We start from the raw sequence: 25881 nt of genomic DNA on the forward strand, positions 1-25881 counted from the left end.
CGGCCGTCAGTCCGCGCAGCCGTACGCCGCGGTCACCTCCGCAAGGCCCTCCAGCCCGCCGTCCGCGCTGCTGCCCCCGCCCACGCGGGCGAGCAGGAGCACGCGGGCGGGCACGCCGGCCGCCGCGTAGGCGGTGAGCCGGTGATGGCCGTCCAGGACCGCACCGACCAGCCAGCGCTCCTCGTGGCGGGCCTCCACGTACCGGTCGTCGATCCAGCCGAGGACCACGGCGGCGGGCCGCTCCCCCGCCGCGATCGCGGCGGTGTACCCGGCGACGGTCGCCGGGTCGAGCGCCTCCGGCGGCTGCGAGGGCAGGAGGGCGCCGTACGTGGACGGCATCCGGCCGCCCGGGACGGGCGTGGGGAGCTGGAAGTGCGCGACGCCGGGCCAGTGGTCCGCGGGGCTGTCGTCGGCGTACGCGGATGCGTCGTCGTCCTCCTCCGGCCGGGCCGTCGTACGGCGCCACCACCACGACCGGGCCGGGTCGGTCACCCGCTCCAGCGGGAGGTCGAGCAGCAGGGCGCGGTAGTGGCCGGTCTCCAGCTCGCCGAGCACGGGGCTCCACTCGGCGAGCAGCGCGGCGTCGAGCCGGTCCAGGCCGGCGAGGCGTCCGCGCAGGCGGGCCGCGATCCGGGCCGCCTCGTCGTCCGGCCAGCCGAGGAGCGACAGGCCGAGCTCGCACGTGTCGCAGAACGAGCCGACCCGGTACAGCGGTTTGCGGTCGAAGGTCAGGGACCGGTCCCAGCGCGGCCAGGCCGAGCCGGGCGCCGGAGGGTCGAAGTCGATCCGGATCCGGCCCGCGCCCCCGTCGACGGAGAACCGGGCCCGCGCGCCGGACTCGACGACGACGTCCCGCACCACCGCGGGCGCGCGCTCGGTGCCGCCCTCGGCCCATGCGGCGCGCACGGCCGCCGCGTACGCCGCCCCGCTCGCCCCCTCCGGCAGGAGCGGGTCGCGTCCGGTGAGCCGTACGAGCGCGTGGTGGACGTCGTACACCCGCTCCTCGCCGCTTTCGGCCAGCCATCGGAGCAGGTGCGGTACGGCGGCGGGGTCGCCCATCAGCTCCAGGGCGACGGCGAACGCGACGTGGTCGAGTCCGGTCACCTCGGACAGGCGTCCGGCGATCGGCGCCGTCCACTCGCGCGCACCGAGGCGGCCGAGCGCGAGCGCGGCGCGGCCGCGCGGGGCGGCGGGGTCCGCGAGGAGCTCGCCGAGGCGCGGCGCGAAGGACGGATCGCCGGAGAGCCCCATGGCGTCGACGAGTTCGGGGGCGGGCGGGTCACCGGCGGGAGCGTCGCCCCCGCCGGACGCCGGGGTCTCCCCCGCGTACGTGCGCAGCAGCGCGGCGGGCAGGCGCAGCCCGCGCGTCACGGCGGTCCTCAGCAGGTCCTGGCGGTCTTCGGCGGCGAACGCGGGCTCGGCGAGCAGTCGCAGCAGCGCCACGTCGCCGGGCTCACCGAGGGTCCGGAGGAGCCAGGTGAGGTAGCGGCGGTGGGCGCCCCGGTCCGCGTCCGACCGGTAGAGCTCCTCGACGGCCTCGGCGAGACGGCCGCTCGGGCCGGTGTTCAGCGCGCTGAGCGCGGTCCACGGGTCGTCGGCGCGCAGGGCGGCGCGGAGACGGGCGTGGACGGTGTCGTGATCCCCCATGCGGCCAGTATCGGCCACCGCCGGGCGCGGCAGCGGCGGCGGGTGGCGGCGGACGTGGGTGCGGGTGGGGGCGGGTGCCGAACGGCGGCTCCCGGTCTGTCAGTTCCTGCGCCTAGGCTGTGACGGAGAACCGATCAAGGAGCAGGTGCAGTGCGGATAGAGCGTCACCAGGTGGGCGGGCCCGGCGTGTCGGCAGCGCGCGAGGACTTCACGAACCGCATCGGGGGCCAGGTGCGGTCCATGTCGCGGGCCGGCCGGATGGCCACCTACGAGTGGCAGTCGATCGCGGACGAGTTCCTCGGCTACCTGGGCGCCCTGTCCGTCGAGACACCCGGCCTCGACACGCCCGAGGCCGAGGCCGCCCTCAAGGACGCCGCCGAGGCCGCGGCCGGCGCCGTCGCCTACGCGGCGTACCACCCGCACTGCAGCTTCCAGATCTTCCTGGAGTACGTGAACTTCGGCATGACCTACGGCCCCGGTGAGGACGCTCCCAAGGAGAGCGTCACACCCGGGGAGTGGATCGACGCGCTGTGTCTGTCGGTCCTGACGGAGAGGGCCAGGCACCACGGCGAGGCCTTCCATTTCGCCCGGGAGAAGTTCGCCGGGCAGGTGGCGGGTACGCCCGTCGGCGAGCTCGCCACCGGGCTGATGGCCGTGGTCCTGGACGACACCGGCGACGACGAGGAGTACCCGCCGAGCGCGCAGGCCAAGCTCGCCGCCGTCGACGCGGCCCTGGACCGCGTCCGTGTCCGCGCCGGGGAGACCGGCGAGCCTCTCCTGGACCATCCGAACAGCGCGGTGCTGCGCACCGTGCGTGCCCTGGCCGCCGAGGACCAGGAGGCCTTCGATGCCGCGCTGGCCGGCCTGCTGGTCAGGCACAGCACCCTGCACGGCCCCTCGGCCACCCCGAGCAGCCTGCTCCCGCTCGTCCCCATCGCCCTGGCCGCGCTCGCGTACCGGACCCTGGGCTGGACGCCCGCCGTCCGCACCGACTACCTCCCGCATGCGCTGATCACCGGCTTCGAGACCCGGGGCCCGCGGGTCGCGGGCTTCGGCCGGAACCGGCGGCCGGACGCGGTCGCCGCGCTCGACGCGGGACCGCTGGTGGTGGAACGCCCGGCCTGCGACTGGTCGGTGCACCCGCAGACCGAGGCCCTGTACGAGGAGGAGATCCAGGAGGCGTTCACCGCCACCGGCGGAAGGCCTCTCTCCGTCCGGCGGCTCGGCGGTGTCATGGGCGATCAGGAGCGCCTGTTCAAGTGGCGCGCCGGGAACCCCGACGGCATCACGGACGCCCAGCTCGCCGCTCTTCGGCTGGCCTCCCAGGCGGGGGCGGCGCTGTTCCGCGTCGCCCTCGCGGAGCCGGGCACCGAGGCCGAGGTGACCGTCGGCGGCCGGACGCTGCGCTACCCGGCCAAGCGGGGCGAGGAAGCCGGTGCCGCGAACTGGCAGACGGCCACCGCCCTCGCCCTCATCACCGGCGTACGCGAGGATCTCGCCCCGCTGGTCCTCACCGGCCCCGCCTTCGCCCGCCCGGACGGCTCCGCCTTCACCGCGTACCGCGAGGCCCTGCACGCGTATCTGACGGGCACGGATCCGGAGACGGCCGCGCAGCGGGCCCTGGAGCAGGCCGAGAAGGCGAGGAACTGGGGCTTCGCCATGCCGCCGGCCGTGCTCCTGTCGCAGCTCGTGGAGGGTGACGAGGAGAGCTTCAACCTGGCCCTGGCCGACGCGCTCGAAGCCCACCGCGACCATTACCGGGTCGCCGACCGCGCCGATGATCCGGACGCCTCCGTCAACCTCGACATCCTCGCCCTGGCCTGCCACGCCCGCCGCCGCGGCTGGGCCATCCGCGTCGAGTCCCCTTACCTTCCGCAGCGTCTGCTGCAGGCCGCCGAGCCGTTCTGAGGGGCCGGCCCACCGAACCCCCTGGCATCCGGCACGCCGGACCGGACGTCAGGGGGTCTTCCCGTTGCGCAGAACGGTGTCGAGGGAATCCAGCATCCAGAGCCACGACTCCTGCGAGTCGACGGGGGTGTGGCTGAAGCCTCCGGCAGCCTCCAGGCTGATGTAGCCGTGGAAGGCACTGCCCAGCATCCGGACCGCGTGCGTCTGGTCCGGCTCCGTGAGGTCGTAGGCGCGCAGGAGGGCGCGCGACATCTGGGCGTGCCGGACGCCGGCACTGGCGGCCGCCGTCTCGGGGTCGAGCCTGAGCCGGGTGGCCGCGTAGCGGCCGGGGTGCTCGCGGGCGTAGTCGCGGTAGGCGTCCGCGAAGGCGACCAGGGCGTCCCTGCCCGCCCGCCCGGCGAGGTCGGCGGCGACGCGGTCGGCGAGTTCCTCCAGCGCGAACAGGGCGATCCGGGTCTTGAGGTCCTGCGAGCTCTTCACATGCGAGTACAGACTCGCGACCTTGACGCCGAACCGCCGCGCGACCTCCGAGACGGTCACCCGGTCGAAGCCGACCTCGTCGGCGAGTTCCGCCCCGGCCCGGGTCACGCGTTCCGGGGTGAGCCCCACTCTGGCCATGACCTTCCTCCCGTGCGACTAAAGCCATTATTAAGTTGCCTAATAGGTTTAGGCAACTTAGCCTGCCGCTCATGAAGCCACTGACCGAGCAAGAGATCCGCAGCGCGTTCGTGAACTGCACCAAGGGCGAGGCGAAGCGCCTGTCGGTTCCCCGCGACCTCGCCGAGCAGCCGTGGGACGACCTGGACTTCCTCGGCTGGCGGGATCCCCAGGCCCCCGACCGGGCCTACCTCGTCACCGAGCTCGACGGCCGGCCGACGGCGCTCGCCCTGCGCACCACCGGCACCACCTCCTGGCAGACGCGGCGCAGCATGTGTTCGCTCTGCATGACCGTGCACACCGGAGGCGTCTCCCTCATGGTCGCCCCGAAATCCGGCAAGGCCGGGCAGCAGGGCAACACCGTGGGCGCCTATGTGTGCAGCGACCTCGCCTGCCCCCTGTACGTCCGGGGCAAGAAGGACGCGGGCATGGGATCCCGGCTGAACGAGTCGCTCACCCTGGAGGAGCAGATCCAGCGGACGGTCACGAACCTCGCCGCGTTCATCGCCAAGGTGACCGCTTGAGGCGGTCGGCGTGGTGAACGCCGCCGCCTTCGAGCTCCTCGTCGGGCGCGGTGTCACACGGCGCGGCTGATCCAGCGGCGGAGTGCGACGTGGGTGGTGTCGTCCAGTCGGCAGATGGCCTCGATGGCGTCCAGATCGCCCGGGCGGGGCGCGATGCCTGCCGTGGTCAGGGCCGCGTGCAGCTCCAGACGGCGGCGGTCGGCCGGCTCGAGCGGAGCGGACAGGCGGCTCGCCGGCTCCGGGGCGGGAAGGAGATAGTCGCCGGGCTCCATGGAGCCGCAGACCGTCGACGTGTACTCCGGGAAGTCGTCGACGAGCACGGCGGGAAAGCGGTACGGGTCGAGGTCCCGAAGCGCGGCGGTACCCGAGGTGAAAGCCTGAAAACCAGTCACAATTGCCTCCTTGGTCGTCATGCCACTGCACGGGACGACGGGGAGGAAGTGGCGGGCAGTTGCGGCATTCGCGGTTGTCCACCCGAATGCCCCCTACAACATCTCGTCACAAAAGAGATGAACCAACCGGCCCGTGCCCTCGGTCCGGGCGGACCGGACCGAGGGCACGGGTGACGCGTCCGCGCGGTGCCGTCAGAGGCCGTGGGCCTTGACCACGCGCCTGGCCTGGGCGAAGAGCATGCCCACGTTCACCGACTTGCGGCAGACGACGACCGCGACGACGTCCTGGCTCTCGGTCATACGGATGAAAAGATGCGTCAGGTTGGCGCTGTTGACGAGGATCTCCTGGAAATAGTGCTGGGTGCTGTCGACACCGCGCCGCTCCTTGAACACGTCCTCGATCAGAACCACGGTGCGGCCCTGGAAGAGGTCCAGCGTGGCCCCGGCCAGCAGGTCCAGGACCTCGGGCGGGTGGCTGTCGATCGTCTCGTAGGAGAGGAGCATGCCCGTCCCCATGTCGACCACCCCGGCCGCGAGGCAGTCGGGGGCCTCGGACCGGAGTTCCTTCACCAGTCCCTGGATCGCGTCCGAGAATCCCTGCGCCATAGGTTTCGTCACTTTCCTCTTCGCTTCTTTCCGGACAGAATTGCCTCGACCCGCTTCAACACCGGCTGGGATTCGAGGTGGAGCCGCTCGATGTCCATCCCCTCGTCGCCCAGGACGACCATCAGCGCCGTGTCGGCCACCGCGTAGACCGCCGCGCAGCCGGAGCTGCCGTACGCCACGGTCCGGCGCAGAGCCCCCCGGCCGGTCGCGCCGGCGGTGCGGCGGGCGAGGCCGAGGCTGGCCGCGGCGAGGGCGGCGAGGCCGTTGGGTTCGATGCCGTCCTCCGTGTCGGCCGCGATCAGGAGTCCGTCGACGGCCGCCAGGGCGGTGTCGGTGATTCCCGGGATCTGATCGCGGAGCCCTCTCATCTCCCCGGTCAATGCCTCATGGTCCATTCGGTTTCCCTTCGCACATGTTCATGGCTTCCCCGAGCGCAATGGGCCGGCGGCCCGTTCCTCACCGCTCGGGTACGGTTCCGTCTTCGGGGCCCTTCAACCCGTCGCGGACTCGTCCGGGACGAGAGCCTTCGTCGTGAATCCGCTGGCCCCCGGAACGCGGTACGGCAGGCCGCCCGCACGCTCCCCCACCGGCTGCGCACCGGGGGCCGGGCGACGTGGTTCGAGTGCCGGGATCGACCACGTCGTCGCCGTGTCGAGCCCTTCGCCCCAGCCCGCTCGTTCCAGCAGTCCCTCGCCGAGCATCCGGGAGATCTCGACCGTGACGTGGTAGACGCCACGGCCCACGACGAAGGCGATGTCGCGCGCGGTGCGCCTGCCGTTGGCGTGGAAGAGGATCTCCCTGCGGTGCGGGGCCAGGTCCTCGGCCGGCCCCACGACGCCGTGGCCGGCGACGACCCGTTCGCGGTCGGGGAGAACGGCGTGCGGCAGCGCGGCGAGCCCGGCGACCTTGCGGGCCGCCTCGTCCAGGAGCTTCAGCGGGTCCTCCCCGCCGGCCGCGAGGGCCGCCGGCACGCTCTGCCTGACGGCCACGCACTCGGCGGTGTCCCCCGCGACGACGGCGAAGACCGCGTCGCGGAGGGCCATCATCGTGACCACCTTCAGTTCGGCCGCCCCGATGTGCCCTCGCGCGACGAGTTCCTCGCCCGGCGTGAACACCCCGGCCGGCGACAGCGTCGCCCAGTCCGCCGCGCTGACCCGGCCGGAGCGCAGCAGCAGTGCCTCCACCCCCGGGGCTCCGGGGGTCTCGACCGCGATCACCTGCCCCTGCCGGAGATGGAAGACGCCGCCGGGCCTGCCGTGCACCCGCAGGACGAGGGTGGAGCGGGCCGCCCGGCACTGGGCCAGGGCGAGGTGGAGCAGCCTGTGTCCGGCACGGTGAGGGCTGTTGCACGTATCCAGCAAAGCCCGCCCTTTCCACGCCTGACACAGGCTCGACCCGACGAATCTCGTACTGGCGTCCGAGGTGTAACGCCTGCGGGGAAATATGTATCAGCCGATGGGACAAAGATTCCATCGGAGACACCATGTGACAGAACCTGCAACATTACGGCGAAGTAGGCCTATTGAGAGACCGACCCGAAAGCCTGAACCGCCCGAAATCCTTCGTGATCGTGCATAGCTGTCGAGCCTCAGCGCGAGTCGGGGAACAGGCCATCGAGCTCGGGGAAGGGGATGGCGTCGGCGAGCGGCTGATAGTCGCCCGTGCCGTAGAACTGCCGCGCGGCATGGCGGACGGCGGTGTACGCGGCCTGGGCGACGCCCGCGCCGAGGCTGACGCGGGCGACACCGAGGCCGCCGAGCTCGGCGACGGCGGGTGCTCCGGGGCCGGCCATGACGTTCAGCGGTACGGGGATCCCGGCGGCCAGTTCCGCGAGGGTGGCGGGGTCGGTGACGCCGGGGACGAAGACGCCGTCGGCGCCCGCGTCCACGTACCCGCGCGCCCGCTCCAGGGTGTCCTTCAGGCGCGTGGCGGGGTCGCCGAGGCCGAACAGGTAGGTGTCGGTACGGGCGTTGAGGAAGAGCGGCACGCCCGCCCGTTCCGCCACGGCCCGGGCCGCGGTCAGGCGTGCCCGGAGCTCGGCCGGGTCCCGGGTGCCGTCCTCGATGTTGACGCCCACGGCGCCGGCGTCCAGCACCCGTGCGACGGTCTCGGCGACGCCGGCCGCGTCCGGTGCGTACCCGCCCTCGATGTCGGCACTGACCGGTACGTCCACGGCCGCGACGATACGGGCGACCAGGTCCACCACCCGGTCGGGAGAGAGGTTCTCGCCGTCCGGGAGACCGTGCGACCAGGAGATCCCGGAGCTGGTGGTGGCGATGGCGGGAGCCCCCGCGGACTCGACGACACGGGCACTCGCGACGTCCCAGACGTTGGCGAGCGCGAGGGGGCGCGCGGAGGTGTGGAGGGAGCGGAAGAGCAGGGCCTTGTTCTGCTGCGCTGTGATCATGCGGTCAGCCAACCAAGGCCCCGCGCCCGCTGTCCGGCAGGAATCCGACACCAACGTCACGCGTGGATCCCGGCACCCCCACGGCTTGTCCTTCGCTCGGCCGCCGGCGGATCAGCCGCGCGGTGCTTCGCCGGCAGCCGGGCGGCGGCCTCCGGCGGAGGCGGCCAGCGCGTCCGCCACGATCGCCGCATCCGCTTCCGCGACATCCGCCGGGTACTCGGGCAGCAGATCGTCCCAGACGGGCATCCACGATCCGTACATCTGGGCCTGGCCCTCGGGCCTGGCGAAGAACCAGATGTGCAGGTGGGCTCCTCCGTCCCCGATGCGGTAGACGTGGGCGCGCGAAATGTGCGGCAGGGCCTGTATGTGGCGTACGAGGTGGGCAGACAGCACACCCAGTTCGGCCGCCAGCTCATCCGGCAGGTCGGCCATGTCGTGGTGGTCGCGCGGGTGCAGCATGAGCACCAGCGGCACACCGACTCCCGGGATCCGGGTGAGCCGCCAGCTGTCGTTGAGCCAGATCCCTTCGTCCCGCCTGCGGCACGACTCGCAGTCCGAGGGATCCTCACCGTGCCGCGCGGGCTCGGGCAGGACCGGAGGGCGCAGCCGGGCGACCCGCAGGCCGTCCTGTTCGAAGGGGCTGATGTCCCAGCCTGTCATGCGCGCGAGCGGGAGCCGGTGCTCGCCGTCCGCGGCGGCGAGCGCGTGGGCGTAGAACTCGTCAGGTCGAAGTGCCATGCCCCGAAGACTAGTTCGAGATCGCTGCCGGTGATGCCTCGATGATCGCGCGGGCGGCCTCCGGAGGAATCAGGAGCCGGCCGGAGGGCGCGGGAGCGCGCCGGTGAGGGTGAGGGTGACGAGCCGGGCGGCGAGGGCCTCGTCGAGGGGGGCGCCGCTGATGAGGGCGCGGGTGAACAGGGCGCCGCTGATGGCCTCGATGACGAGGCCGGGGTCCGTGTCCGGTGCGAGTTCGCCGCGTTCGACGCCCCGGCGGACCATGACGGCGCCGCGTTCGAGGCGCTCGGTCCAGTAGGAGAGGCGGCGGTCCGGGAGGGTGTCGTCGCGTTCGGCGCTCAGCCGGAGCAGCGCCTCGCCCTGCGCCGTCGCGAGCAGGCGCGCCAGGGTGCCGAAGTAGGCGCTGAGGTCGTCGTGGACGTGTCCGGTGTCCGGTACGGGCATCGCCGCGTCGAGCTGCGTGGTCAGCGCTTCCAGGATCAGGTTCTCGCGGGTGCCCCATCCCCGGTAGACGGAGGTCTCGTGGACGCCGGCCGCGCGGGCGACGGCGCCGACGGTGGTGCCCGCGAGTCCGTGTTCGGTCAGGACGTCCACGGTGGCGGCGAGGACGGCGGAGCGCATCCGGGCCCCTCGGCGGCGCAGGGGCGGTGTGGACGGGTCGGGCGTGGCCATGCCCCATCGTAACGCAGGGCTACTTGCATTACACGGGGTGCGGGCGTACGTTGTATTGCAAGGTGACTTGCGTTGAAGGCCGCAAGGCCTCGCGGGCCGCCGCCGCGACAAGGAGGTCATGTCATGGAGCAGATGCTCGCCGCCCGGCTGCACGTCCCCAGCCGCACCCTGCGGATCGAGGAGGTGGCGAAGCCCGTACCCGGTCCCGGCCAGGTCCTGGTGAAGGTGGAGGCCGCGGGTGTCTGTCTGTCGGACGTCCACCTCATCGACGGCACCCTCACGCCGCTGCTGCTGCGCGGCGAGACGGTCACCCTGGGCCACGAGGTGTCCGGCACCATCGCGGAGACCGGCCCCGGCGTCACCCGCTGGACGCCGGGTCAGCGGGTCGTGCTGTACGCGGGCGAGGTCCGCGACGGCGTCACGTACACCCGCGGAGTGGACTACGACGGCGGCTGGGCCGAGTACGCCCTCTCCGCCGCGAACGCGCTCACCGCGCTGCCCGACGCGATCCCCTTCGACCAGGGCGCGATCATCCCGGACGCCGTCTCCACGCCGTGGGGCGCGATCACCGTCACGGGGGCCGTGAAGCCCGCCGAGGCCGTCGGCGTCTGGGGCGTCGGCGGTCTCGGCGTCCACGCCGTCCAGCTCCTCCGGGCCGTCGGCGCGTGCCCCGTGGTCGCGGTCGACCCCAATCCCACCGCCCGCGAACGCGCGCTCGCACAGGGTGCGGACCTGGCGCTGGACTCCGCCGACCCGGCGCTGCGCGAGCGGATCGGCGAGGTGACCGGCGGGGCCGGTCTCGCCGCCGCCTTCGACTTCGCCGGCGTGCCGGCCGTCCGCGAGCAGGCGCTGTCCGTGCTCGCGCCGAAGGGCCGGCTGGTTCTCGTGGGCCTGACCGACAAGCCGCTGACGGTCGCCGACGGCACCCGTTTCAGCTACCTCCAGCAGCAGATCCTCGGCCACTACGGCTCCGACATGCCGGTCGCGCTGCCGCAGTTGCTGAACCTGCTCCAGCGCGGCCGGCTGGACTTCTCCGGGTCGATCAGCGGTGAACTGCCGCTGGCGAAGGCCGCCGAGGCGGTGGAGCGGCTCGAGAACAAGACCGGCGACCCGATCCGGCTGATCCTGCGCCCCTGACCGGGCCCCTCGGAGAGGCGGGTCCGGCCGGCCGGTTCAGCGGGTCGCAGCCTCGTCGGTCTCGCGGGAGACCAGCGCGGGGTGGCCGGTGCCATGCCGCGGGGCGGGGCGGTCGCCGGGGCGGTCCGGGCGGGCGGCGGCCGCTTCGAGCAGGCGACGGATCGTCCGGGCGAAGGCGGGTCCCGGCAGCGGGAGTTCGCTCTCGGGTTCGCGGAGGTAGCCGACGGCGACGGCAGTCGGCATGTACTCCATCAGCTCGGCGACCACGGCGGAGCGCGGCCGGCCCACCTGCCGGGCCAGATTGCGCAGGACCCGCACGATCGTGGTGGTCGAGGCCCTGGCCTCGTGCTGCAGGACGACGGGGTCGTCGTTCCAGGAGGCGTCGTTCCAGCGGACGGTGGTGGTGTACACGTGCCGGGCCGGTGGTCCGTCCTCGGTGGTCTGGGTGTGCCACCAGCGGGCGGTGTGCGTCTCGCCGAGCGCGAGGTGGTGCAGGTAGAGGCAGTACGCGGCGCCGGGCTGGCCCGCACCGGCGGCGTACTGCCACCAGAAGCGGGCGCCGTCGTCGGTGTCCGTCAGCTGCAGCACGCACGCCAGGATCAGGGCGCTGCGGGGTTCGGGGATCTGGTCGGTGACGAAGGCCGAGACGTCGGTGGCCGGGGTGTGGCGGACCAGGGTCTCGCACAGGGCCCGCAGATCCTCGGCCGCGGTCGCCGAGGAGGCCGGCGTCCGGCCGGGGGCGACCGGGGGCCGGCCGGCCGGCTCGGCATCACGGCGCTCGGCGGCGTCGCCCGGGACGGCGCGGTCGCGGACGAGCAGCGCCCTGGAAAGGATGGCGTCGAGCGTGGTCATGGGGCGGTTCCTCCGGCTTCGGGCAGCTCGATGGTGTCTTCCAGGAATCGTTCGGCGTGGCGCTCGTTCGACCGGACCGCGGCGAGCGGGATGCCGAGGAGGTCGGAGACCTTCTCGGTGCCGAGACCGCACAGGCGCCGCAGCACCAGCACGTCGAGCTGCGCGTCGGGCAGCCGGCTGATCGCCGCGAACAGCTCCAGGCTCTCTGTCAGCTGCGCCATCTCGCCCTCGGCGGAGGTCTGTTCGCGCAGGGCGACGGTGTCGAAGGCGGCCTCGGCGAGCAGGGGCCGGTGGTCGCGGTGGTCGGCCTTGGCGTGCACCGTGGCCCGCAGGATCTCCCAGGCGTAGCGGCGGGTGTCGGGGCTGGCGAGGGCGTCGCCGAAGGACAGCCACAGGATGGCGAAGGTGTCCTCGACGGCGGCGTCCCGGGCGGCCGGGTCGGGCAGGAACACCCCGGCGTAGCTCAGATATCCCTCCGCGGCCATCGAGCGCAGCGCGCCGTGTTCGAGGGGCGGGCCGGACGGGGCGACGGTGACGACCTTCTCGGTGGAACGGTCGATCCAGTCCCGGGACTTGCCGGCGTCCACGGCGGCCTGCTTCCACAGCCGGTGCAGCGGCCAGCCGGGGATGCCCAGTTCCTCGGCCAGGCGGTGGATGACCTCCCAGCGCGGGTAGTGGCCGACGCCCCGGAGCAGCTCGGACAGCTTGGACTTGGCCAGCGGGACGCTGCGGCTGAGGTCGCCGAGGGTGCGTCCGCTGGTGAGATAGCGCTCGCGGGTCGGATCCAGCCAGGCGCGGTGGGCGCTGCCGACCGTGGCCGCGACGGGTCCCAGCTTGCGGCCGGGGCGCAGCGGGACGGGCTCGGGGCCCGGTCCCGGTGTGGGGAACAACGTCGTCACGGGGCGTCGTCCTCCTCGTCGGGCGCCGCCTCGACGCGGCGCCCGGGGGTCGGCGCGGTCTGCGGGCGGGCCCCGTACAAGACTTGAGTGACCGTCAGACCAAGGACCGGGGCCGCCACGGCTATGAGGGCCGCGTGGCCCATCGCCGCCATCACCACGCTCCAGCCGAACACCACTAACGTCACGAGCGCCAGCGCCGCCATTTTCTTCCTGTTCAATACTGTTCCCAGGTGTCATGTCGCAGCCATCCGGAAGGCCACGCCGAAGGGGCCCCTCCGGCACGCGGGTGCCGATCCGCGGTCGAGGGAGCATCAGCATGGACCTGCGCACTGCCGCGAGGCGACGTGATCATGAAATTCCGGAACATTAGGCACCACGGGACGGTCGGTCGAGCACCCGAATCGACCATTCCCGTGCAGGTGAGTTCACCTCAGGTCAACCGTGCGGGCGAAGTTCCCGGTTTTCCTTGCATTCCCACCGGGGACCCCGTCATATGGAAACAGCACACCTCGGTGTCGCCCTTCCATCCGGAAGAGGACCGGCCCCCGTGCCGAAGAAAGAGGGGGACGTGCCGACCCGTTCCCGCCCGGCCTGAGTTGGAGGCCGGGCGGGGACGGGGGCACCCCTCGCAAGGGGAAGACGACCGTAGCGCAGAGCGTGAAGTACGCCGTCCCGGACGCGGCCCGGTTCGCCGGCCGCCGGGTGGCCGGTATGAGCGGCGGGACCGGGAGGCGTCCCGAGGGGCTGCGCAGTCACCGGTGGTACGGCACGGAGGCCGGTGCGAGCCGCGCGCTGCGCCGAGCCGTCGGACCGGCGTACCAGGGCGGGGCGGCCCCTTCCGGGACCGCCCCGCCGTGCCGTACGCGGAAGCCGCTGCTCTGCGCGGGGCGGCGATTATTCGAGCAGGTCCGCGTACGAGCCCATGGCCAGGGCGATGTCCGCCTGGGCCCAGAACCGGTGGTAGGTGAAGACGGGGGCGGCGCCGCCCGCCAGGTAGGCCTCGATCTTCGGCCAGGCCGGGTCGTTCTTGTAGAAGGAGCGGATCGAGGCGAAGGTGGACGAGGAGTTCACGGCGTCGCCGTTCGGCATGGTGCCGGTCCAGCCGCTCGGGACGTACACGGGGTCGTCGAAGCGGTTGTAGTCGGCGCGGGTCTCCGGGACGGCGATGCCGAGCGCGTCCTGGTCGTGGGTCCACATCCCGTCGAGGAGGGCCTTGGCGACCCGCTTGGCCTCGGCGTGGCCGGACTTGGCCGCGTAGTAGGTGAGGGTCTTGGCGTAGGCGGCGGCCACGCCGACGTCGTCGGTGTAGTCGGCGACGGTGACGTGGAGTCCGGCGTTGGCGCCGGGGCTCGCCGCGTTCCAGGTGTCGGGCGCGCCGGACCACTGGAGGGTGGAGGGGATGCGGAAGGTGCCGTCGGGGTTGACCGTGGTCTTGGACAGCGCCCAGGTGACCCACTTGTCGAGGACGGTCTTCGCGTCGGCGTCGCCGGTCTGCTGGTAGTACTCGGCGACCCGCTCCATGGACCAGGCCTGGAAGCCGAACCACTGGTTGGAGGGCGGGTCGTGGTAGACCGGCTTCTCGTCGTAGTACATGCCGTGGAAGGTGGGCGTGCCGGCCGGCGGGGTGGCGTAGCGGCCCTGCCAGCTGTTGGTGGCGCCGCCCGCGATGGCGCCCTCGCTCGACTGGAGCCAGCGGTAGAACTCGAGCTGGCGGTCGAGGCTGGTGGCCCAGTCGGCCGCGCCGGTGGCGGACTTGGGCTTGAGCGGGGCGTAGGCGCTGAGCGCGTAGGCGGCGAGCGGGTTCTGGTAGCCGCCGTGGGCGTGGCTGGAGCCGATGCGCCAGGACCAGCCGGCGGAGGTGTCGGTGGCGCCGCCCCAGGCGTAGTACCAGGACAGCAGGTAGTGGGAGCTGTCCTTGCCGGTGCCGGCGGGGCAGGTGGTCGGTCCGACGCAGTCGCCGACCTTCTTGAAGTACTTGTCGAACATGGAGTAGCGCAGGTAGTCGCCCATCTTGGCGGCCTTGCCGACGGTCGTGGCGACCTGGGCGCCCTTGCCCTGTTCCTTGGCCCAGACGTCGGCCCAGTAGGCGGCCTGGACGGCGCGGGCGTCGGCGTCCGGGGCGTTGGTGAACTTCCACTGCCTGGCGTAGGAGGAGTCCCCGGTGAAGAGGTCCAGGTAGCCGTTCCTGCCGCCGTAGGAGAAGTTGTCGCAGGTGGGGTGGGTGACGGTCTCCCAGACGGACTCCTGGGGTCCGCGCTGGAAGGTGTTGATGTACGAGGGGCCGGTCGCCGTGGGGCCGGTGGAGCACTTTCCGGGCTCGTTGCCGTAGCCGTAGACGTTGTCGACGTCCTGGATCCAGTGCATCCCGTAGATGTCGTCGGTGCCGTACGCGCTCTTCAGCTCGCCGGCGATCGGGTCGGGGCCGGCCGTCACGGCGGTGTCGAGCCGCGCCGGGTACTGCGACGGCAGGTCCCACTCGGGTGCGTAGGTGGCGGGCTTGCCCGGGGTGTAGGAGGAGTTGGTGGGCTGGTCGGCGTGGGTGGGGATCATGTACCGCTCAAGGGTGTCCCACGCGCCGTTGAACTTGGACCAGTCGCCGGTGATCTTCCCGTACATGGCCTGGAGCCAGACGAGGTAGCTGTACGCCTCCGAGGTCGTCTCGTGGCCGTGGTCGGGGGCCTCGACGATCAGGGTCTCGACGGAGTGGTACGGGATGCCCTCGGGCGAGAAGTAGCCGTTGGCCGGGTCGGTGATCTTCCCGTACAGGTCGAGGAAGCGCGCCTCGTACGCGGAGCTCGCGGCGAGCTGGGCGACGGTGACCTCGGCCTCGGTGTGGCCGGGGGCGGTCGCGGTGAAGACGGCGGTGCCGGTGCCGGTGGACGCGGCGGTGACGGTCACCTTCTGGGCGGTGTTCCAGTTCGCCGGGGTGAAGGTGAGGGTGGCCGGGCTCGCGGTGAGACCGGTGACGCCGGAGGTGCGGGCGACGCTCACGGTGACGTTCGCCGCCGGCTGGGTGGAGAGCCGGAGGTCGAAGGTGCCGGTCGTGCCCTGGCGTACGGCGAGCTGGGCGGGGCTGGCGACGAGCGCGGCCCCGGCGGCGACGGTGATGCCGACGGGGGCGGATTCGCCGGTGGCGCCGAGGGAGTCGTAGGCCTTGGCGTAGAGGGAGTGGGTGCCGGCGGGCAGGGAGGTGGCGCCGAGGGTGTAGGGGGCGGTGGTGTCGGTGCCGAGCAGGGTGGTGTCGCTGTAGAACTCGACCTTGCCGATGGTGGCGCCGTCGGCGGCGGCCGCGGTGGCGGCGAGCGGGACGGGGTCGCCCTGGGTGTAGACGGCGCCGGGCGCCGGGCTGGTGAGGACGGCGAGCGGGGGCTGGTGCGCGCCGGTGCAGGGGGTGCCGTTGACGGTGAAGGAGGTGGGCGCCGTGTTGGTGCCGCTGTAGGAGAACTGGGCGCCGGTGGTGACGGCGGCCCCGGCGGCGACGGTTCCGTTCCAGGCGGCGTTGGTGACGGTGATGTTCTTGCCGGACTGGGTCCAGGTGCCGTTCCAGCCGTTGCTCAGCTTCTGGTCGCCCGTGTAGGCGTAGCCGAGGGTCCAGCCGTTCAGGGCGGTGCCGGAGCGGTTGGTGAGGGTGAGCTCCGCGGTGAAGCCGGAGCCCCAGTCGTTGGTCTTGTAGTCGACGCTGCACTGCACGTCGGCCGCCCGGGCGGCCGGGGGCCCGACCGCCAACAGGCCGCCGGACAGGCCGAGCACGGCGGCGAGCACGGTGAGGGGGCGAACCGGGCGGCGTAATCCGCGGGTTCGGCGGGGGTGGGGTGGCATGCGGTGGTTCTCCTCGCGGCTCGGTGGAGGTGGGTGGTGCGAGGCACCCTCTCGGGTGAGTGGTCAAGCTCTGAACCAGTGGGAGCGCTCCCACTGTGCAGATCCGGCGAGACGCCGTCAAGACACCCGAAGAGTCGAAGGCATCCGACCCGGAAATTTGCTCAACTCCTCTTTTCCTTGGCGAGAGTTGGCGCTACGGTCTGCCGGACCGGTGGGAGCGAATCCATCCCTTCGGCGTCCCTCGCGGGGCGCCCTCGCTGTGAGGACTCGCTCATGCGACATCCCCCACGCCTGACGGCGCTGCTCCTGGGCACGGCGCTCGCGGCGGCGAGCGCCGCTCTCGTCGCCACGGGTACGGGCACGGCCTCGGGAGCCGCCGCGGCGGCCGCCTGCACCGTGGAGTACGCGGTCACCAACCAGTGGACCGGCGGTTTCCAGGGCTCCGTCACCGTCACCAACAACAGTGCGGCACTGAGCAGTTGGAACCTCCGTTTCGACTTCGAGGCCGGTCAGACCGTGAGCCAGGGCTGGGGCGGCACGTGGTCCCAGTCCGCGAAGACCGTGACCGTCGTGAACGAGAGCTGGAACGGGGCACTCGGCACGGGCGCGAAGGTGACGGCCGGCTTCATCGCCTCCTGGACGGGCGGCAACCCGGCCCCCACGGCCTTCACCCTGAACGGCGCGCCCTGCGCCACGGGCGGATCGACGCCCACGCCCACGCCCACCCCCACCCCCACCCCCACACCCACGACTCCGCCCCCGACGCCGACGCCGACCCCCACTCCCACCGACCCCACGACTCCTCCGGCCACTCCCCCGGTCCCGGCCGCCGGCGCGCCGCAACTGAGCGTCTCCGGCAACCGGTTGACCGACCAGAACGGCGCCACCCGCCGCCTCCTCGGCGTGAACCGCTCCGGCGGCGAGTTCATGTGCGTGCAGGGGCACGGCATCTGGGACGGCCCGGTCGACGACCCCGCGATCCAGGCGATCGCCGACTGGAAGGCCGGCACGGTCCGCATCCCGCTCAACGAGGAGTGCTGGCTCGGCCTCGACAACATCAAGCCCGAGTACCGTGGCGCGAACTACGTCACCGCGGTCAGGGACCTGGTGAACCGGGTGCTCGCGCACGGCATGACGCCGGTCGTCGAACTGCACTGGACGTACGGCCAGTACACCGGCAACTCGGCGGGCTGTTCGGACGTGCACGCGAGCTGTCAGAAGCCGATGCCCGACGCCCAGTACACCCCGGCGTTCTGGACCTCGGTCTCCAACACCTTCAAGAACGACCGGCGGGTCGTCTTCGACCTGTTCAACGAGCCCTACCCGGACCGGGCGACCTCCACCGCCGCCCAGGCCTGGAGCTGCTGGCGGGACGGCGGGAACTGCCCCGGCATCGGATACGAGGTCGCCGGCATGCAGGACCTGGTGGACGCGGTCCGCGCCACGGGCGCGGACAACCTCGTCCTCGTCCCGGGTGTCGCGTACTCCAACGACCTGACCCAGTGGCTCGCGCACCGCCCGAGCGACCCGACGGGCAACCTCGCCGCGGCGTGGCACATCTACAACTTCAACGCCTGCGCCGACGAGGCGTGCTGGAACACCACCCTCGCGTCGGTCGCCGCCCAGGTGCCCCTGGTGGCGGGCGAGATCGGCGAGAACACCTGCGGGCACGCGTTCGTCGACCGTGTCATGAAGTGGTTCGACGACCGCGCGCTCTCGTATCTGGGCTGGACCTGGAACACCTGGAGCTGCGGCTCCGGGCCGGCTCTGATCAGCGCGTACGACGGCACGCCCACGGCCTTCGGCCTCGGGCTGCGGGACCATCTGCGGGCCCTCGACGAGCACTGAACGACCTCGTGCGCGGACCAGGCGTGCGAACGGCCGCACCGCCCTGCCCGGGGCGGTGCGGCCCTCGTCGCGGCAGCCCCCGGCGACGCTGCGAGCAGGCCCGTTGTCAGACCCCCGCGCAATGATCGACACATGACGACGACCACTGCCGCAACCGCTGTTCCGCTGACCGACCGCTCCGCCTACACCCGTGCGGTCGAGCAGGCCCTCGCCGCGAGCGCCGCGTACTACGGCGACGGGGAGACCGCGCTCGACGACGCCTCCTACGACGCGCTCGCCCGCGGCATCGCCGCGTACGAGCTGGCGCATCCCGGTCACGTCCGGGCCGACTCGCCCACCGGGAAGGTCGGCGGCGGCGTGGCTCCCGTGGGCGAGGTGGCGCACACCGTGGCCATGCTCTCCCTCGACAACGTCTTCGACGCCGAGGGCCTGGTGAAGTGGGACGCGTCCCTGGCCCGCCGGATCGACCACCCGGTGGAGGGCGGCTACGCGGTGGAGCCGAAGCTGGACGGGGCCGCGCTGGCGGCGCGCTACCGCGACGGGCGTCTGGTGCAGCTCGTGGGACGGGGGAACGGTACGCAGGGCGAGGATCTCAGCCATGCGATCGGCTCGATCGCCGGCCTTCCGGCCGAGGTTCCGGGCGGGGTCACGGTGGAGGTGCGGGGTGAGGTGCTGCTGACCCGCGAGCAGTTCGAGAGGGCGAACGAGATACGGGCCGCGCACGGCGCGAAGCCCTTCTCCAACCCGCGCAACGGCACGGCCGGAACGCTGCGGGCCAAGGACCGGCCCTACACGATCGAGACCACCTTCTTCGCGTACGGGGCGGTGGAGCTGGACGGCGGCGGCTTCCTCACGGGCGCCGGCCACGAGGCCGTCATGGACCAGGTCGCCGCCCTGGGTGTGCAGACCACGTCCGCCACCGAGATCGGCCTGCGGGTGTACGCCACGCTGACGGAGGCGCAGGCGCGGGTGGAGGAGATACAGCGGCTGCGTCCGGGGCTCCCGTTCGGGATCGACGGCGTGGTCGTCAAGGCGAACGCCCACGCCGAGCAGCAGGCCGCCGGCTCCGGTACGCGGCACCCGCACTGGGCCGTCGCGTACAAGCTGCCGCCCGTGGAGGCGCGGACCAGGCTCCTCGCGGTCGAGTGGAACGTCGGCCGCACCGGGCACATCGCGCCGCGCGCCGTCCTCGAGCCGGTGGAGGTGGACGGCAGCACCGTCACGTACGCGACGCTGCACAACCCCGCCTTCATCCGCAACACCGGTCTGAAGGTGGGCGACACCGTCGTGCTCTACAAGGCCGGCGACATCATCCCGCGGGTGGAGGCGCCCATGGTGGCGCTGCGTACGGGCGAGGAGACGGACATCGTCCTGCCCGAGGCGTGTCCCGGGTGCGGCGGGGACATCGACACCTCCGGTGAGCGGTGGGAGTGCGCGGGCGGAGCGAGCGGCGGGTGCGGCAGGCTGCCGTCCCTCAGGTACGCGGTGGGGCGCGACCAGCTCGACATCGACGGTCTGGGCGTGACCTACCTGGAGGCGCTCGTCGAGGCCGGCCTGGTCGACGACGTCGCCGACCTGTTCTTCCTCACCCGGGAGCAGCTGGCGGAGGCGACGGGGAGCGACAAGCGTGCCGACTCGCTCCTCGACCGGCTCGCCAAGGCGAAGGAGCAGCCGCTGAACCGGGTGTTCTGCGCGCTGGGTGTGGTGCGTACGGGGCGGACGCTGTCGCGGGAGATAGCCCGTCACTTCGGCACGATGGACGCCATCCGTGCTGCCACGCCGGACGAACTGACGGAGGTCAACAAGCTCCCGGGCGCCAACGCCCCGAAGATCGCGGCCCATATCGCCGCGCTTGGCCCGGTCATCGACAAGCTGGTGGAGGCCGGGGTGAACATGACCGAGCCCGGCACCGGCGACGCGGACGGGACGGGGAGCAAGCCGCTGGCGGGCGAGGCGGTCGTCGTGACCGGCGGCATGCACGGGCCGCTCGCCGGGCGCAACCGCAACGAGATGAACGAGCTCATCGAGCGCGCGGGCGGGACGGCCTCCGGCAGCGTGTCGAAGAAGACGACGATCCTGGTCGCGGGCGAGGGCGCGGGTTCCAAGCTGGCGAAGGCGGAGCAGCTCGGGACGAGGGTGCTCACGGAGGACGAGTTCGCGGCGCTGGTGGCCGAGTACCTCTCGTGATCCGTGGTTCAGGGAGATCTGACCGATCCGGACAGCCTCGTCGCCCCACGCAGGCCCGTGGCTCGGCCGGGCACGGAAACGGGGGTCTCCGTGCCCGGCGGCTTCACACTCGCTTGCGGTAGTCGCCGGGAGGCAGGCCCGTCACGCGCTTGAACGCGACGCTGAAGGCGCTTTCGGAGCCGTAGCCGACGGAGTGGGCGATCGTGGCGAGGGTGTCGGGGGTGGAACGCAGCGCGGTGGAGGGCGGCCAGGGCCGCGGCGACCACGGGGTCGGTGAGACCGGCCGGCCAGCCGGTGGCCGTGTGCGGTTCGCGTGCGAGGTGGAGGCGCAGCACGTGGACGAGCATGACGACGGCGAGGTGCTCGGCGACCAGGGTCGAGCCCATCTGCCGGTGGGTCAGTTCCCGGTCGATGGCTGCGAGCGCCCACTGCACCGTCTCCGCGTGGGGAGTGCCCGCCGGGATGTGGATGACCGGGGGCAGGTGGTCGAGCAGCAGTTCCTGGGCAGGGGCGCCGAAGGAGAAGCGGCCACCGGCAAGCCGGACGTCGTCGCCCTCGCCCGCTCTCGCGACCCCGCTCTCCGCTCGGGCGAAGATGGGCCCGGCCGCGACCGGCTCCGGCCGCGGGTCACCGCGGAGGGTGAACGGGCGCTGCCGGGCGAGGAGGTAGCAGTCGCCCTCGCACCCAGGGGGCATCCACCTCAGTCCTGCTGGCCGCCTCCCCGCTGCTCGACGGCGTCACCGGCCGCTGCTTCGAGGACAACCAGGAGGCGCGTGTCGTGGCGGGCGGCGAGGAGCGGCCGGGCCTTGTGGCCGCCCACGCGCTCGACGCGGAGGCGGCGGACCGGCTCTGGGAGTACGACACCACGGCGCTGCGCTCCCGCTGAGCGGTCGGGCATTCGGCTCCGCCGCCGTGACTCGTACGGCGAGCGGATCGACCTCGGTGCGCTCGCGTACGAGGAGGTGCCCGTGGTGCGGCTGCGGGCGCTCGGCGCCAGGCCGGGGTGGCGCGCCGGGCTGTCCGCCGGAATGCTCACGATCCGGGGCCTTGAGCCGGGCGGCGGCGCCCTGACGCCCTCCGCGGCGCCCGATCGCTTCCGCACCACTCATTGCAGTCGCGCTATATGCGCTCTGGCCGATTTTCGCGTAGATGGACTATCCTGGGCCGCACACCCTCCCGGAAGGAGGCCGGAACCCCATGACCGCCACCGACCCCGCGCTCACCGCACTCGCGAGCGGATGGGGCGCACTCTCCCTCCTGCACGACAAGATCGAGTCGCACATCGAGCGCGCCCTGCAGTCCGGGCACGACCTGAGCGTGCGGGAGTACTCGCTGCTCGACGTGCTCAGCCGCCAGCACGACGACGAGGGCGGGCATCTGCAGATGAAGCAGGTCGCCGACGCGGTCGTGCTGAGCCAGAGCGCCACGACGCGCCTGGTCACGCGCCTGGAGGACCGCGGACTGCTCTCGCGGTACCTGTGCCCGACCGACCGGCGTGGGATCTACACCGACGTCACCCCGGCCGGCCGGAAGCTTCTCGACGAGGCCCGGCCCACGAACGACGCCGCACTCCGTCAGGCGCTGGACGAGGCCGCCGTGAACCCGGAGCTGGCCCCGTTGGTCGCCGCGGTCGAGGCCGTCGACGTACCGGCGCGGCACGCGTAACCCCCACCCCCGGCGCGCCGCACCCGACCCCCCGCCCCCGCCGAGCCCAGCGCCCGGACGGGGGCTCTTTTGCGCGCCCGCGCAGCAGCGACCGCGCCACCACACATGCCCGCACTCGCCGATTCCCCGACCTCACCCCCTGCCCGCGCTTGCACTTAACGCGCGCATGCAACTATTGTGAGAGCACGCAAAGAGCTCACTCAAGCAACAAGGAGGGTCGAGCCCATGCCTCTCGCACTTCTCGCCCTGGCCGTCGGGGCCTTCGGGATCGGCACCACCGAATTCGTGATCATGGGGCTGCTGCCCGAGATCGCCGGTGACTACGGCGTCTCCATCCCCACCGCGGGCCTGCTGGTCACCGGGTACGCGCTCGGTGTCGTCGTCGGCGCGCCGGTGCTCACGGTGCTCGGCACGAAGGTGAGCCGGAAGCGGATGCTGATGCTGCTGATGGGCCTGTTCGTGCTCGGCAACGTGCTCTCCGCCCTCGCGCCGAACTTCGGACTGATGCTGACCGGCCGCGTGGTCGCCTCGCTCGCCCACGGCTCGTTCTTCGGCATCGGCTCCGTCGTCGCCGCCGGACTCGTCGCCCCGGAGAAGAAGGCCGGCGCCATCGCCACCATGTTCACCGGGCTCACCGTCGCCAACATCGTCGGCGTGCCGCTGGGCACGTTCATCGGCCAGGCGGTGGGCTGGCGCACTACCTTCGCGATCGTCGCCGCGCTCGGCGTGATCGGACTGCTGGGCATCGCCCGGCTCGTGCCCGCCATGCCGCGGCCCGAGGGCGCGCGACTCGGCCGGGAGCTGACCGCCTTCCGCAATCCGCAGGTACTGCTCGCGATGGCGATGACGGTGCTCGGCTTCGGCGGCGTCTTCGCCGCGGTCACCTACATCGCACCGATGATGACGCATGCCGCCGGCTACTCGGACGGCGCCGTGACCTGGCTGCTCGTGCTCTTCGGCATCGGCATGTTCCTCGGCAACCTGCTCGGCGGGCGTTTCGCCGACCGGGCCCTGATGCCCCTGTTGTACGTGACCCTCGGCGGCCTCGCGGTCGTGCTCGCCCTGTTCACCGTGACAGCGCACCACAAGATCCTGGCCGCGATCACCATCCTGCTCGTCGGGGCACTGGGCTTCGCGACCGTGCCGCCGCTGCAGAAGCGGGTCCTCGACCAGGCGCACGGTGCGCCGACCCTGGCCTCGGCCGTGAACATCGGCGCCTTCAACCTCGGCAACGCGCTCGCGGCCTGGCTCGGCGGGCTCGTCATCTCCGCCGGTCTCGGCTACACCGCCCCGAACTGGGTCGGTGCCGTCCTGGCCGCCGCGGCGCTGCTCCTCGCCTTCTGGTCCGCCGCCCTGGAGCGCCGCGCCCCCGCGCGTGAGCCCGAGGCCGCCGAGGTCATGGCGCCCGCCCCCACCCCCGTACACCACTGATCCCACCCACCGCAGGAGCACCGACATGAGCACCTTCACCCGCACTCCGGAAGAGGTCTTCGCCGACCACGGCAAGCGCCTCGGCACCGGCGACCTGGACCTCATCAGCGAGAACTACACGGAGGACGCCGTCTTCCTCACGCCCGAAGGCGTCCTGACCGGGCGCGCGGGAGTCCGCGAGGGCATCGGCCGGCTGCTCGCCGACCTTCCCGACGCCGAGTGGCAGTTGACGCCGCGGTTCGCCGGGGACGTGCTGTTCCTGCAGTGGGCCGCCGCCGGCTCCGCCCACGAGGTCACCGACGGCGTGGACACCTTCGTCTTCCGCGACGGGCTCATCAGCGCCCAGACCGTCCGCTACACCCTCTCCGCCCGCACCAAGTAAGGGAGCACCCGCACACCATGGCACCGTCCACCATCCCCGCCACCCCCGCCGTCCCCACGGTCAAGCTGAACAACGGCGTCGAGATCCCCCAGCTCGGCTTCGGCGTCTTCCAGGTCGCCGACGACGCGACCACCGCCGCCGTCAGCTCCGCGCTGGAGGCCGGTTACCGCAGCATCGACACGGCCGCCATCTACGGCAACGAGGCCGGCGTCGGCCGCGCCCTGGCCACCTCCGGGATCGCCCGCGAGGAGCTGTTCGTCACCACCAAGCTGTGGAACGCCGACCAGGGCTACGACGCCGCCCTGCGCGCCTTCGACGACAGCCTGGCCAAGCTCGGCCTGGACTACGTCGACCTGTACCTGATCCACTGGCCGACCCCGGCCCGTGACCTGTACCGCGACTCCTGGCGCGCCCTGGAGCGGCTCGCCGAGGAGGGCCGGATCCGCGCCGCCGGCGTCTCCAACTTCCAGCCCAAGCACCTGCGGCGGCTGATGGACGGCGCCACGCTGACCCCGGTCGTCAACCAGATCGAGCTGCACCCCGCGCTGCAGCAGTCCGAGCTGCGCGCCTTCCACGGCGAGCACCGGATCGCGACCGAGGCGTGGAGCCCGCTCGCGCAGGGCGCGGTCCTCGACGACCCGGCGATCGTCGCGATCGCCGCCGCCCACGGCAAGTCGCCCGCCCAGGTCGTCATCCGCTGGCACCTGCAGCTCGGCAACATCGTCATCCCGAAGTCGGTCACCCCGGCCCGGATCCGCGCGAACTTCGACGTCTTCGACTTCGTCCTGTCGGACGAGGAGCTGGCGGCGATCGCCGGACTCGACCGCGGCCTGCGGACCGGTCCGCACCCCGACGAGCTGAACTGACCCCGCGCGCCCGCTCGAAGGGCGCATCCCTCCCCCTCCCCCGCCTGCTCGCGCTCGCGCGCCGCGGCCCCGTTCCGGGCGACCGGCCCGGAACGGGGCCGGGGCCCAGGCGCGGGCGTCCGGAAGGACCCGCCGTGCCCACCCCCGCCCCTGTCTCGACACAGCTCTCCACTCCTCATCCCGCGCTCGTCCGGCTGGCTCCCGCCGCCGGACGGCTCACTCTCGGTCTCGAACTCCCCCTCGACAACGACTGGGGCGTGGAGCGCGGGCGCGCCGGCCGTGCGGCCGGCCGTCCCTTCGGCGTCCCGGACCTGACCGCACAGACCCGGCTGGCCCGGCTCGCCGACCGGCTCGGTTTCGCCGCCCTGTGGCTGCGTGACGTCCCCCTCTACGATCCGGTCGCCTTCGGCGACGCGGGCAGCGTCTTCGAGACCTTCACCCATCTCGGGCATCTGGCCGCCGTCACCGAGAACGCCGTCCTCGCGACCGGTGCCGTCGTCCTGCCGCTGCGCGAGCCCCTGCTCGTCGCCAAAGCGGCGGCCACCGTCGACGTACTCTCCGGCGGCCGCATGCTGCTCGGTCTGGCGAGCGGCGACCGGCCGGTGGAGTACCCGCTGTTCGGGCGGGACTTCGACGGGCGCGGCGCGGCGTTCCGCGACGGTGTCGAGGCGCTGCGCGCCGCCTGGCGCCCGGGCCCGCTCGAACTGCCCGGGGCCGGTCTCGACGCGGACCGGAAGCTCGAAGTGCTGCCGCGGCCCGTCGGGCCGGCGGGGATCCCGATCGCCGTCGCCGGCGGTGCGCAGCAGGCGCCCGCGTGGATCGCGGAGCACGCCGACGCCTCGCTCAACTATCCGCGCGACCTGGGCGCGCTGCGGCTCAAGGCGCGTGAGTGGCGGAAGCTGAGTGGTGGCGGGGCCGGTGGCGGCAAGCCGTATCTGACTCCGATGGTCCTCACCCTCCAGGAGGACGCGGGCGCGGCGCCGCGGCCCATCCGCCTCGGTCTGAGCACGGGCCGCGAGGCCCTGATCGAGCGCCTCGGGCGGATGGCCGAACTCGGCGTCTCCCACGTCTCCTTCAACCTGCGCCCGAACGAGCGGCCGGTGGACGAGCTGCTGCACGAGCTCGCGGAGTACGTGCTGCCGCACTTCCCCGCCCCGGCGGCGGCGCGGAACGAATCCGCGGCCACCTCCTCACATTAGTCCGCGCATGCAACTATTGTTTACACATATAAGGCGTGCTCGCATCTA

24 protein-coding genes and 2 pseudogenes are annotated in these 25881 nt (G+C 72.6%); 11 read left to right on the forward strand and 15 right to left on the reverse strand.

Annotated features, from left to right (window positions below):
* Positions 1-6: 6 nt before the first annotated feature.
* Positions 7-1647, reverse strand: a complete 1641-nt coding sequence (locus AB0C73_RS27620) for a hypothetical protein (protein WP_362535332.1) — start codon at positions 1645-1647, stop codon at positions 7-9.
* Positions 1648-1818: 171 nt separating this feature from the next.
* Between AB0C73_RS27620 and AB0C73_RS27625 the strand changes: the two genes are divergently transcribed.
* On the forward strand, positions 1819-3555 hold the full coding sequence (locus tag AB0C73_RS27625) for an immunity 49 family protein (protein WP_362535540.1): 1737 nt from the start codon (positions 1819-1821) through the stop codon (positions 3553-3555).
* Positions 3556-3603: 48 nt separating this feature from the next.
* On the opposite strand, the gene AB0C73_RS27630 is transcribed toward AB0C73_RS27625, so the two are convergent.
* The gene (locus tag AB0C73_RS27630) at positions 3604-4173 is read right to left on the reverse strand and encodes a TetR/AcrR family transcriptional regulator (RefSeq protein WP_362535334.1); all 570 of its coding nucleotides are present in this window, start codon (positions 4171-4173) and stop codon (positions 3604-3606) included.
* A gap of 71 nt (positions 4174-4244) precedes the next feature.
* On the opposite strand from AB0C73_RS27630, the gene AB0C73_RS27635 reads away from it, so the two are divergent.
* A complete protein-coding gene (locus tag AB0C73_RS27635) occupies positions 4245-4736 on the forward strand; it encodes an FBP domain-containing protein (protein WP_362535337.1) in 492 nt (163 codons plus the stop codon).
* Between the two features lie 53 nt (positions 4737-4789).
* Here the strand turns inward: AB0C73_RS27635 and AB0C73_RS27640 are convergent, their stop codons facing one another.
* The 7 genes from AB0C73_RS27640 to AB0C73_RS27670 form a co-directional block, all read right to left on the reverse strand.
* On the reverse strand, positions 4790-5128 hold the full coding sequence (locus AB0C73_RS27640; protein ID WP_362535339.1) for a hypothetical protein: 339 nt from the start codon (positions 5126-5128) through the stop codon (positions 4790-4792).
* 192 nt (positions 5129-5320) lie between these two features.
* Positions 5321-5734: a hypothetical protein gene (locus tag AB0C73_RS27645; protein ID WP_362535543.1), complete on the reverse strand. Its 414-nt coding sequence runs from the start codon at positions 5732-5734 to the stop codon at positions 5321-5323.
* An 8-nt stretch (positions 5735-5742) separates the two neighbouring features.
* Positions 5743-6129 carry a roadblock/LC7 domain-containing protein gene (locus AB0C73_RS27650; RefSeq protein ID WP_362535342.1) on the reverse strand — a complete coding sequence of 129 codons (387 nt, stop codon included), beginning with the start codon at positions 6127-6129 and terminating at the stop codon, positions 5743-5745.
* A 96-nt stretch (positions 6130-6225) separates the two neighbouring features.
* On the reverse strand, positions 6226-7095 hold the full coding sequence (locus AB0C73_RS27655) for a MarR family transcriptional regulator (protein ID WP_362535345.1): 870 nt from the start codon (positions 7093-7095) through the stop codon (positions 6226-6228).
* Positions 7096-7322: 227 nt separating this feature from the next.
* On the reverse strand, positions 7323-8141 hold the full coding sequence (locus AB0C73_RS27660) for an isocitrate lyase/phosphoenolpyruvate mutase family protein (RefSeq protein WP_362535348.1): 819 nt from the start codon (positions 8139-8141) through the stop codon (positions 7323-7325).
* Positions 8142-8252: 111 nt separating this feature from the next.
* Positions 8253-8879, reverse strand: a complete 627-nt coding sequence (locus AB0C73_RS27665) for a hypothetical protein (protein ID WP_362535350.1) — start codon at positions 8877-8879, stop codon at positions 8253-8255.
* Between the two features lie 69 nt (positions 8880-8948).
* Positions 8949-9548, reverse strand: a complete 600-nt coding sequence (locus tag AB0C73_RS27670; protein ID WP_362535352.1) for a TetR/AcrR family transcriptional regulator — start codon at positions 9546-9548, stop codon at positions 8949-8951.
* A gap of 123 nt (positions 9549-9671) precedes the next feature.
* Between AB0C73_RS27670 and AB0C73_RS27675 the strand changes: the two genes are divergently transcribed.
* The gene (locus AB0C73_RS27675) at positions 9672-10685 is read left to right on the forward strand and encodes a zinc-binding dehydrogenase (protein ID WP_362535354.1); all 1014 of its coding nucleotides are present in this window, start codon (positions 9672-9674) and stop codon (positions 10683-10685) included.
* A gap of 36 nt (positions 10686-10721) precedes the next feature.
* Here the strand turns inward: AB0C73_RS27675 and AB0C73_RS27680 are convergent, their stop codons facing one another.
* The 4 genes from AB0C73_RS27680 to AB0C73_RS27695 all read right to left on the reverse strand — a co-directional run bounded on the left by AB0C73_RS27680 (position 10722) and on the right by AB0C73_RS27695 (position 16255).
* Positions 10722-11537, reverse strand: coding sequence for a hypothetical protein (locus AB0C73_RS27680; RefSeq protein WP_362535356.1), 816 nt, complete (start codon positions 11535-11537; stop codon positions 10722-10724).
* Positions 11534-12436: a sigma-70 family RNA polymerase sigma factor gene (locus AB0C73_RS27685; protein WP_362535358.1), complete on the reverse strand. Its 903-nt coding sequence runs from the start codon at positions 12434-12436 to the stop codon at positions 11534-11536. Before AB0C73_RS27685 ends, AB0C73_RS27680 begins: the two co-directional genes overlap by 4 nt.
* Positions 12433-12654, reverse strand: a complete 222-nt coding sequence (locus AB0C73_RS27690; RefSeq protein WP_362535360.1) for a hypothetical protein — start codon at positions 12652-12654, stop codon at positions 12433-12435. Before AB0C73_RS27690 ends, AB0C73_RS27685 begins: the two co-directional genes overlap by 4 nt.
* A 676-nt stretch (positions 12655-13330) precedes the next feature.
* Positions 13331-16255, reverse strand: a complete 2925-nt coding sequence (locus AB0C73_RS27695) for a glycoside hydrolase family 48 protein (RefSeq protein WP_362535363.1) — start codon at positions 16253-16255, stop codon at positions 13331-13333.
* Positions 16256-16528: 273 nt separating this feature from the next.
* Between AB0C73_RS27695 and AB0C73_RS27700 the strand changes: the two genes are divergently transcribed.
* Together AB0C73_RS27700 and ligA are read left to right on the forward strand one after the other, a co-directional pair.
* Positions 16529-18103 (forward strand): cellulase family glycosylhydrolase, encoded by a 1575-nt coding sequence (locus AB0C73_RS27700; protein WP_362535366.1) that lies wholly within the window; start codon positions 16529-16531, stop codon positions 18101-18103.
* A gap of 132 nt (positions 18104-18235) precedes the next feature.
* Complete coding sequence (ligA, locus tag AB0C73_RS27705) at positions 18236-20290, forward strand: NAD-dependent DNA ligase LigA (protein ID WP_362535369.1); 2055 nt, start codon at positions 18236-18238, stop codon at positions 20288-20290.
* 103 nt (positions 20291-20393) lie between these two features.
* On the opposite strand, the gene AB0C73_RS27710 is transcribed toward ligA, so the two are convergent.
* Positions 20394-20522: a helix-turn-helix domain-containing protein gene (locus AB0C73_RS27710; protein WP_362535545.1), complete on the reverse strand. Its 129-nt coding sequence runs from the start codon at positions 20520-20522 to the stop codon at positions 20394-20396.
* A 142-nt stretch (positions 20523-20664) separates the two neighbouring features.
* Positions 20665-20985 (reverse strand): annotated as a pseudogene (locus AB0C73_RS27715) (cupin domain-containing protein); the annotation flags it as partial.
* Between AB0C73_RS27715 and AB0C73_RS27720 the strand changes: the two are divergent.
* From AB0C73_RS27720 to AB0C73_RS27745, 6 genes and pseudogenes are all read left to right on the forward strand, one after another.
* Positions 20976-21176, forward strand: a pseudogene (locus AB0C73_RS27720) (oxidoreductase); the annotation flags it as partial. The pseudogenes AB0C73_RS27715 and AB0C73_RS27720 sit on opposite strands and share 10 nt — an antisense overlap.
* A gap of 311 nt (positions 21177-21487) precedes the next feature.
* Positions 21488-21955 (forward strand): MarR family transcriptional regulator, encoded by a 468-nt coding sequence (locus AB0C73_RS27725; protein ID WP_362535371.1) that lies wholly within the window; start codon positions 21488-21490, stop codon positions 21953-21955.
* Positions 21956-22180: 225 nt separating this feature from the next.
* Complete coding sequence (locus tag AB0C73_RS27730) at positions 22181-23386, forward strand: MFS transporter (protein ID WP_362535373.1); 1206 nt, start codon at positions 22181-22183, stop codon at positions 23384-23386.
* 25 nt (positions 23387-23411) lie between these two features.
* Positions 23412-23768, forward strand: coding sequence for a nuclear transport factor 2 family protein (locus AB0C73_RS27735; protein ID WP_362535376.1), 357 nt, complete (start codon positions 23412-23414; stop codon positions 23766-23768).
* 17 nt (positions 23769-23785) lie between these two features.
* Positions 23786-24634, forward strand: a complete 849-nt coding sequence (locus AB0C73_RS27740) for an aldo/keto reductase (RefSeq protein ID WP_362535378.1) — start codon at positions 23786-23788, stop codon at positions 24632-24634.
* A gap of 134 nt (positions 24635-24768) precedes the next feature.
* Positions 24769-25833, forward strand: a complete 1065-nt coding sequence (locus AB0C73_RS27745) for a TIGR03571 family LLM class oxidoreductase (protein WP_362535381.1) — start codon at positions 24769-24771, stop codon at positions 25831-25833.
* The last annotated feature ends 48 nt before the right edge of the window (positions 25834-25881 follow it).

Source organism: Streptomyces sp. NPDC048623 (assembly GCF_040650755.1).
In the GTDB taxonomy this organism is placed as follows: domain Bacteria; phylum Actinomycetota; class Actinomycetes; order Streptomycetales; family Streptomycetaceae; genus Streptomyces.

Bases quoted from the DNA above. Each gene is read 5' to 3' on its own strand.
- AB0C73_RS27620 (WP_362535332.1), bottom strand. From the start codon at position 1,647: ATGGGGGATCACGACACCGTCCACGCCCGTCTCCGCGCCGCCCTGCGC.
- AB0C73_RS27630 (WP_362535334.1), bottom strand. From the start codon at position 4,173: ATGGCCAGAGTGGGGCTCACCCCGGAACGCGTGACCCGGGCCGGGGCG.
- AB0C73_RS27635 (WP_362535337.1), top strand. From the start codon at position 4,245: ATGAAGCCACTGACCGAGCAAGAGATCCGCAGCGCGTTCGTGAACTGC.
- AB0C73_RS27645 (WP_362535543.1), bottom strand. From the start codon at position 5,734: ATGGCGCAGGGATTCTCGGACGCGATCCAGGGACTGGTGAAGGAACTC.
- AB0C73_RS27650 (WP_362535342.1), bottom strand. From the start codon at position 6,129: ATGGACCATGAGGCATTGACCGGGGAGATGAGAGGGCTCCGCGATCAG.
- AB0C73_RS27660 (WP_362535348.1), bottom strand. From the start codon at position 8,141: ATGATCACAGCGCAGCAGAACAAGGCCCTGCTCTTCCGCTCCCTCCAC.
- AB0C73_RS27665 (WP_362535350.1), bottom strand. From the start codon at position 8,879: ATGGCACTTCGACCTGACGAGTTCTACGCCCACGCGCTCGCCGCCGCG.
- AB0C73_RS27670 (WP_362535352.1), bottom strand. From the start codon at position 9,548: ATGGCCACGCCCGACCCGTCCACACCGCCCCTGCGCCGCCGAGGGGCC.
- AB0C73_RS27675 (WP_362535354.1), top strand. From the start codon at position 9,672: ATGGAGCAGATGCTCGCCGCCCGGCTGCACGTCCCCAGCCGCACCCTG.
- AB0C73_RS27680 (WP_362535356.1), bottom strand. From the start codon at position 11,537: ATGACCACGCTCGACGCCATCCTTTCCAGGGCGCTGCTCGTCCGCGAC.
- AB0C73_RS27695 (WP_362535363.1), bottom strand. From the start codon at position 16,255: ATGCCACCCCACCCCCGCCGAACCCGCGGATTACGCCGCCCGGTTCGC.
- AB0C73_RS27700 (WP_362535366.1), top strand. From the start codon at position 16,529: ATGCGACATCCCCCACGCCTGACGGCGCTGCTCCTGGGCACGGCGCTC.
- ligA (WP_362535369.1), top strand. From the start codon at position 18,236: ATGACGACGACCACTGCCGCAACCGCTGTTCCGCTGACCGACCGCTCC.
- AB0C73_RS27725 (WP_362535371.1), top strand. From the start codon at position 21,488: ATGACCGCCACCGACCCCGCGCTCACCGCACTCGCGAGCGGATGGGGC.
- AB0C73_RS27730 (WP_362535373.1), top strand. From the start codon at position 22,181: ATGCCTCTCGCACTTCTCGCCCTGGCCGTCGGGGCCTTCGGGATCGGC.
- AB0C73_RS27735 (WP_362535376.1), top strand. From the start codon at position 23,412: ATGAGCACCTTCACCCGCACTCCGGAAGAGGTCTTCGCCGACCACGGC.
- AB0C73_RS27740 (WP_362535378.1), top strand. From the start codon at position 23,786: ATGGCACCGTCCACCATCCCCGCCACCCCCGCCGTCCCCACGGTCAAG.